The organism is Pseudomonas baetica (genome assembly GCF_051216495.1).
In the GTDB taxonomy this organism is placed as follows: domain Bacteria; phylum Pseudomonadota; class Gammaproteobacteria; order Pseudomonadales; family Pseudomonadaceae; genus Aquipseudomonas; species Aquipseudomonas baetica_B.
The window spans coordinates 1-7106 of sequence record NZ_JBPKAM010000183.1 but is presented as its reverse complement, the minus strand read 5'-3'; the positions used below and the strand labels follow the sequence as shown (position 1 = coordinate 7106).

The 7106-nt window shown below is 60.8% G+C and carries 6 protein-coding genes; 2 read left to right on the top strand and 4 right to left on the bottom strand.

Annotation, left to right across the window (positions count from 1 at the left end; translation table 11 throughout):
- The first annotated feature begins 170 nt into the window (after positions 1–170).
- Positions 171–1706 carry an FAD-dependent oxidoreductase gene (locus tag ACSFE6_RS30510; RefSeq protein WP_435431091.1) on the top strand — a complete coding sequence of 512 codons (1536 nt, stop codon included), beginning with the start codon at positions 171–173 and terminating at the stop codon, positions 1704–1706.
- 124 nt (positions 1707–1830) lie between these two features.
- Here the strand turns inward: ACSFE6_RS30510 and hemB are convergent, their stop codons facing one another.
- On the bottom strand, positions 1831–2805 hold the full coding sequence (gene hemB / locus ACSFE6_RS30505; protein ID WP_435431090.1) for a porphobilinogen synthase: 975 nt from the start codon (positions 2803–2805) through the stop codon (positions 1831–1833).
- 150 nt (positions 2806–2955) lie between these two features.
- On the bottom strand, positions 2956–3666 hold the full coding sequence (locus tag ACSFE6_RS30500; RefSeq protein WP_435431089.1) for a glutathione S-transferase family protein: 711 nt from the start codon (positions 3664–3666) through the stop codon (positions 2956–2958).
- 367 nt (positions 3667–4033) lie between these two features.
- Between ACSFE6_RS30500 and ACSFE6_RS30495 the strand changes: the two genes are divergently transcribed.
- Positions 4034–4708, top strand: a complete 675-nt coding sequence (locus tag ACSFE6_RS30495) for a histidine phosphatase family protein (RefSeq protein ID WP_435431088.1) — start codon at positions 4034–4036, stop codon at positions 4706–4708.
- A gap of 136 nt (positions 4709–4844) precedes the next feature.
- On the opposite strand, the gene mnmH is transcribed toward ACSFE6_RS30495, so the two are convergent.
- Both mnmH and selD read right to left on the bottom strand, forming a co-directional pair.
- Positions 4845–5948, bottom strand: coding sequence for a tRNA 2-selenouridine(34) synthase MnmH (mnmH, locus tag ACSFE6_RS30490; protein WP_435431087.1), 1104 nt, complete (start codon positions 5946–5948; stop codon positions 4845–4847).
- Positions 5948–6982, bottom strand: a complete 1035-nt coding sequence (gene selD / locus ACSFE6_RS30485; RefSeq protein WP_435431086.1) for a selenide, water dikinase SelD — start codon at positions 6980–6982, stop codon at positions 5948–5950. Before selD ends, mnmH begins: the two co-directional genes overlap by 1 nt.
- Positions 6983–7106 lie beyond the last annotated feature (124 nt).

Below are 7106 nucleotides of genomic sequence, written 5' to 3'. Positions count from 1 at the left end.
GGGGCCGTGTCAGTCAACACATGTATTGACTGATACACCGCCTTCGCGAGCAGGCTCGCTCCCACAGGGTTTGCGTTTAGCCTGCCGGATTTGGATCCGTTTGGCGGCCTGTCTGGCCGCCCTGCCAACCTGAACCATACTTGCTCCACACGGTTAAGGAGGACAGGCTCATGCACCGTAGCGACGTGTTGATTATCGGCGCCGGCCCGACCGGGCTGGTACTGGCACTGTGGCTGAGCAAACTGGGGATTCGGGTACGGATCATCGACAAGGCGTCAGCCCCCGGCACGACATCCCGGGCATTGGCCGTACAGGCGCGGACGCTGGAGCTGTACCGCCAGCTCGACCTCGCCGACGCCGTGGTCAAAAATGGCCATCGCGTGGCGGCCGCCAATTTCTGGGTCAAGGGTGAACCCGTGGCACGTTTGCCGCTGAGCCGTGTCGGCGAGGGCCTGACGCCCTATGCCTTCCTCGAAATCTTTCCCCAGGACGAACACGAGCGGCTGCTGATCGATCGCCTCACCACCTTCGGCGTTACCGTCGAACGAAATACCGAATTGCTGGGTTTCGAGGAAACCGGCGACGACATCATTGCCACCTTGCGCCTGCCCGACGGCGAGCAGGAAACCTGTCAGGCGTGCTACCTGGCCGGTTGCGATGGCGCCCGCTCGATCGTGCGCAAGACCCTGGACACAGGGTTCCCCGGCGGTACTTATCAGCAGATTTTCTATGTCGCCGATGTCCAGGCCAGCGGACCGACCTTCAATGGCGAACTGCACGTGGATCTCGATGAAGCGGATTTCCTCGCCGTGTTTCCCTTGGCCGGTGAAGGCCGTGCGCGGCTGATCGGCACGGTCCGCGACGATCGCGCCGCGCATGCCGAAACCCTGCGCTTCGAAGACGTCAGCAGCCGCGCCATCGAGCATATGAAGGTCAAGGTCGAGCAACTGAACTGGTTCTCGACCTACCGTGTGCACCATCGGGTGGCCAATCATTTCCGCACCGGACGCGCATTTTTACTGGGTGATGCCGCCCATGTGCACAGCCCCGCCGGTGGTCAGGGCATGAACACCGGGATTGGCGATGCGATCAACCTGGCCTGGAAAGTCGCGGCCGTGTTGAGCGGCGGCGCCGAGGCCAAACTGCTGGCGACCTACGAACCCGAACGCATCGCGTTTGCCCGCAAACTGGTGTCTACCACCGACCGGGTCTTCACCTTCGTCACTGCCGAAGGCCGCATGGCCGACCTGCTGCGCACGCGCCTGGCGCCGTTCCTGCTGCCGAAAATGGCCTCGTTTGAAACGTCTCGCGAGTTTCTGTTCCGCACGGTGTCGCAGATCACCCTGAACTACCGGGGGATGCCCTTGAGCACCGGCGTTGCCGGACATGTTCACGGTGGCGACCGTCTGCCCTGGGCGCACGATGGCGAGGGCGATAATTTTGAGCCGCTGAAGTGTCCGAGCTGGCAGGTGCATGTGTATGGCGACACCAGCGACGAGATGATCGCCTGGTGCCACGAACATCATCTGGCGTTGCATGTGTTTGACTGGCGACCGGCGTTTGAAGCGGCAGGCCTGGGGCGTAACGGCTTTTATCTGTTGCGGCCGGATACCTATGTGGCGATTGCCGAAACCTGCTCGGATCCGAAGGTGATCGAACGGTATTTCCGGGATCACGGGATTCGGCCGTTTTTCGGCAGAACCTGAGGCCACAAAAATCCCCTGTAGGAGCGAGCCTGCTCGCGATAGCGGTGTATCAGACAACAGAAATGTTGAATGGCAGACCGCTATCGCGAGCAGGCTCGCTCCCACAGGAGGTCTGCGGTGGTTTTTAGATCCCAGCCAACGCCAGATCCATCGCAAAGTAGGTAAAGATCAGATCCGCCCCCGCCCGCTTGATCGCGCCCAGGCTCTCGCGCACCACGCGATCTTCATCGATGGCCCCTGCTTGCGCGGCGAACTTGATCATCGCGTACTCGCCGCTGACCTGGTACGCCGACAACGGCAGGCGTGAGGCCTCGCGGATGTCGCGGATGATGTCCAGGTAGGCGCCGGCCGGTTTGACCATAAGAGCGTCGGCGCCCTCCTGCTCGTCCAGCAGCGATTCGCGCACGGCTTCGCGGCGGTTCATCGGGTTCATCTGATAGCTTTTGCGGTCGCCCTTGAGCGCACTGCCCCCGGCTTCGCGGAACGGGCCATAGAGCGCCGAAGCGAATTTGGTCGAATAGGCCATGATCGCGGTCTGGGTGAAACCGGCCTGATCCAGTGCCCGGCGAATCGCCTGGACCTGCCCGTCCATGGCCGCGGATGGCGCAATCACATCGGCGCCGGCCCGGGCGGCCGCCACGGCTTGCCTGCCGAGGTTGATCAGTGTCTGGTCGTTGTCGACTTCATGGTTATGCAACACGCCGCAATGGCCATGATCGGTGTACTCACAGAAACAGGTGTCGGACATGACGATCATCTCTGGCACCGCATCCTTGGCGATCCGCGACATGCGCGACACCAGGCCATTTTCGTTCCAGGTGTCGCTGCCGCTGCTGTCCAGGTGGTGGGACACGCCGAAGGTCATCACCGACTTGATCCCGGCACGGGCATAACGCTCGATCTCGCCGGCCAGTTTCGATTCGGGAATGCGCATGACACCGGGCATGCTTTTGATCGGTACAAAATCGTCGATGTCTTCTTCGACGAAGATCGGCAGTACCAGGTCGTTCAGGCTGAACTCGGTTTCCTGGAACAGGCTGCGCAGGCTCGCATTGCGGCGCAGACGGCGTGGACGTGCTTCGGGGAACTGGCTGGACATGGGTATTCCTGAGAATTGGGGGTATGAACATAACCCTGTAGGAGCGAGCATGCTCGCGATGGCGGCAAGAACACCGCGGGGAATCAGGATGCCCGCGTTATCGTTGATGTCCATCGCGAGCATGCTCGCTCCTACAGGGTATGTGGTGTGTCAGTTGGAGATCGGTTTCGGGATTTCCAGGCCGCGCTTCACCGCCGGTCGCGCCAGGAAGCGCTCCAGCACACGCGTGACATTCGGGAAATTCTGGATGCCCACCAGATCACCGGCCTCATAGAAACCGATCAGGTTGCGCACCCACGGAAAGGTCGCGATATCGGCAATGGTGTAACGCTCGCCCATGATCCAGTCCCGCCCTTCCAGGCGTTTATCGAGGACGGCGAGCAGGCGCCGGCTTTCTTCGACGTAACGGTCGCGGGGACGCTTATCTTCGTATTCCTTGCCGGCGAACTTGTTGAAGAACCCGAGCTGGCCGAACATCGGACCGATGCCGCCCATCTGGAACATCAGCCACTGGATGGTTTCGTAGCGGGCCGCCGACTCCTGGGCCAGCAGTTGCCCGCTCTTGTCGGCCAGGTAAATCAGGATCGCCCCGGACTCGAACAACGGCAGCGGCTGGCCGTCCGGACCGTGAGGGTCGAGGATGGCCGGGATCTTGTTGTTAGGGTTGAGCGACAGGAACTCGGGGGACATCTGATCGTTGGTGTCGAAACCTACACGGTGCGGCTCATAGGGCAGACCGATCTCTTCGAGCATGATCGAGACCTTGACGCCGTTGGGGGTCGGCAAGGAGTACAGCTGAATCCAATCCGGGTACTGGGCCGGCCATTTGCGGGTGATGGGGAACGCAGACAAATCGGTCATGGGCGAGATCCACGGGCAATTGAGAGTGACGATCATAATGGAGATAGCGTTGGGTGCGGCGCCTGCAGCCATCAATATCGCTGATGGTAAAAATCAAAACAGATCAGGACATGCTCGCGCCCCCGTCCGTGTACCGTGTCCACAAATCCGCAACATCCTGTCGATAACCTCTGCTCGAACTCGATCCAGGTTATCGATACATTGCGGCGCTTTCTGCCGGAATCGAACCAATCGGGCTTCAGAGGACTCTGAGCACTGCCCCTTTGAATACGGACCGGCTCAACGACATGGAAAACACCCGACGCAGGAAAATCGCGGTGTAAAGGTTTGTCAGCCTTAACCCAATACGCTGAAGAACTTTTTTTCCATGATGAACTTTCTGAAACTTGCCAATCGCTTCAAGCATCGCGCCTATGTATTCCTGCCCGCCCTGCTGGCAGTCAGCGCGCTGTTTCTGGTGCTGGAGTCCGCCGAAAGTCGCGCGCAGCCAGTGGACGGCACCCAGACGCTGGTGTTCCTGCGCCACGCGGAAAAACCCGCTGGCGGCCTGGGCCAGCTCAATTGCCAGGGCCTGAACCGCGCAATCGACCTGGCGACCCTGCTCCCGGAAAAATTCGGCAAGGCAGACTACGTGTTTGCCGCCAACCCGACGCGCAACGTCGAGGAAGGCGAACTGGACAACTCCTACAGCTACATCCGCCCCTTGATGACCATCAGCCCCAGCGCGATCAAACTCGGCTTGCCGGTCAACATCAACTTCTCGGCCAACGACACCAGCGACCTGGCCGATGAACTGCTCCACGACAAGTACCACAACTCGGTCATCTACACGGCCTGGTCCCATGGTTATCTGCCGGAACTGATCAACAAGGTCGCCGGCGAAGCCGTCGGCAAGAAGCAGAAGATCACCGAGGATTGGGAATCCAGCGACTACGATTCGCTGTACGTGCTGACCCTGACCTGGCACAACGGCAAGGCCAGCCTGCAAAGCCACAGCTACAAGCAAGGGCTGGATAACGGGCAGGAGACTTGCCCGACCTGAGTTTTTTCAGCGACTGTCCAGGCCTCATCGCGGGCAAGCCCGCTCCCACAGTGTTCTTTGTTGTTCACAAATGCTGTGAACGCCGAAGATACCTGTGGGAGCGGGCTTGCCCGCGATGAGGCCGGTAAAATCAACATTAATTTCGCTGATTCACCCGCCCGCGCAAATACTCGATCACCGCCCCCCGTTCCCCCGCAAACTCGATCCGCGCGCCCTTTTTCTCCCGCTGAAACGCATACATCGGATCGTAATACTCAACCAGCAACCCCTCGATCCAGCCCCGGTGCAAATCCACCGCGCCGCTTCGTCCCTGCTCCGCCAGGGCGTCTTCCATCAACACCAGCATCCGCCGATGCCGCTCGCCGCCCAAGCGCTTCTGCACGTTGTTCAGACTTTCCAGCAATCGCTCGGAAAACAGCACAAAGCCCTCGTCGCCGTGCACACGGATAAACTCGGCACACAAGTCCACCACGTAATCACGCAGAATCCGCTCGACCCGCCCTTGCAGACTGTCTTCGAGCCAGACCATCGGAAATTGCTGCATGCCCTGATACAGCGGCAATGGCAGCGCGCAACTGCCGATTGCACGGTTCTCGTCCTCCAGCACGAACTGTTGAATGCCAAAGGCGCGTTTTTTCAGCAGGTCCACAGCCAGGCGGTTTTCGAAGTCGATATTGGAGGGTTGGCCGGTGGCCCGTTTGCCGAAACTGGAGCCACGATGATTGGCGTGACCTTCAAGGTCCAGCCCGTTACGCAATTGAGTGAGTACTTCGGTTTTTCCGGTACCGGTCATGCCGCCCAGCAACACGAAATCGCATTGGGCGACGGCCTCATCGACTGTGTTCAACAGAAAGTTGCGCATGGCCTTGTAGCCGCCCACGACGCGCGGATAGTCGATGCCCGCCTCGTCCTTGAGCCACTGCTGGACGATCTGCGAACGCAGGCCGCCGCGAAAGCAATACAACAGTCCATCGGGATGCGCCCGGGCGAAGTCCGCCCAAGCCTGGATGCGCTCGGCCTTGATGGCGCCGGACACCAATTGATGTCCCAGTTCGATGGCCGCGTGCTGACCGTGTTGTTTGTAGCAGGTGCCGACCCGTTGCCGCTCGTGATCGTTCATCAGCGGCAGGTTGACCGCACCGGGGAACGCGCCCTTGGCGAACTCGATCGGCGCACGGGCATCCATCATCGGCCGGTCGTTGAGAAAGATATCGCGGTAATCGGTGCAGTCGACAGCCATCAGGACACCTCGACCGCGTGATTCTGTCGCTCGACCAGTTCACCGATGGGTTCAAGGTTGAGGCCCAGTTCGGCGGCGGTCTCAAGAAATGTTCGATTAGCTGCGGGGGTGACCGCGATCAGCAGGCCGCCACTGGTTTGCGGATCGCACAGCACGCGTTTATGCAGTTCCTGAAGGCGGCCCAGCTTGCTGGCGTAGCTGTCGAAGTTGCGCAAGGTGCCGCCCGGAATGCAGCCCTGTTCGAGGTAATACTCGACCCCCGGCAAACGCGGCACCCGGTCGTAGCGGATACGTGCGGTCAGGCCGCTGCCGTCAGCCATTTCCACCAGATGCCCCAATAGCCCGAACCCCGTGACGTCGGTCATCGCCGCCACGCCCTCGAGCTTGCCGAAACGGCTGCCCGGTTTGTTCAGGGTGCACATCCAGTCGCGGGCCAGGCCGATGTCGGCCTGGCGCAGCTTGCCCTTTTTCTCGGCGGTGGTGAGGATGCCGATGCCCAGGGGCTTGGTCAGGTACAGCAGGCAACCGGCGGTGGCGGTGTCGTTGCGCTTCATGTGGCGTTTTTCCACCAGGCCGGTGACGGCCAGGCCGAAGATCGGTTCCGGCGCATCGATGGAGTGCCCACCCGCCAAGGGGATGCCCGCTTCGTCGCACACCGAGCGACCGCCACGGATCACTTCCCGGGCAATTTCCGGCGCCAGCACATTCACCGGCCAGCCGAGGATCGCAATCGCCATCAACGGATCGCCGCCCATGGCGTAGATATCGCTGATGGCATTGGTGGCGGCAATACGACCGAAATCGAACGGATCATCGACGATCGGCATGAAAAAATCGGTGGTCGAAACCACTCCGCGCTCCGCATCGATCGAATAGACCGCCGCGTCGTCGCGCGAAGCGTTACCTACCCAGAGCTTCGGGTCCAGGTTCTGCGCCCCGCTACCGGCCAGAATCACTTCCAGCACCTGGGGGGAAATCTTGCAACCGCAACCAGCGCCGTGGCTGTATTGGGTCAGACGGATCGGTTCGCTCATCGGGGGTACCTCATTGGCTCAATGAGGCCGATTCTAGCCCTGTGGGAGCGAGCCTGCTCGCGAAAGCGGTGTGTCAGACAATAGTGATGCTGAATGTCCGACTGCATTCGCGAGCAGGCTCGCT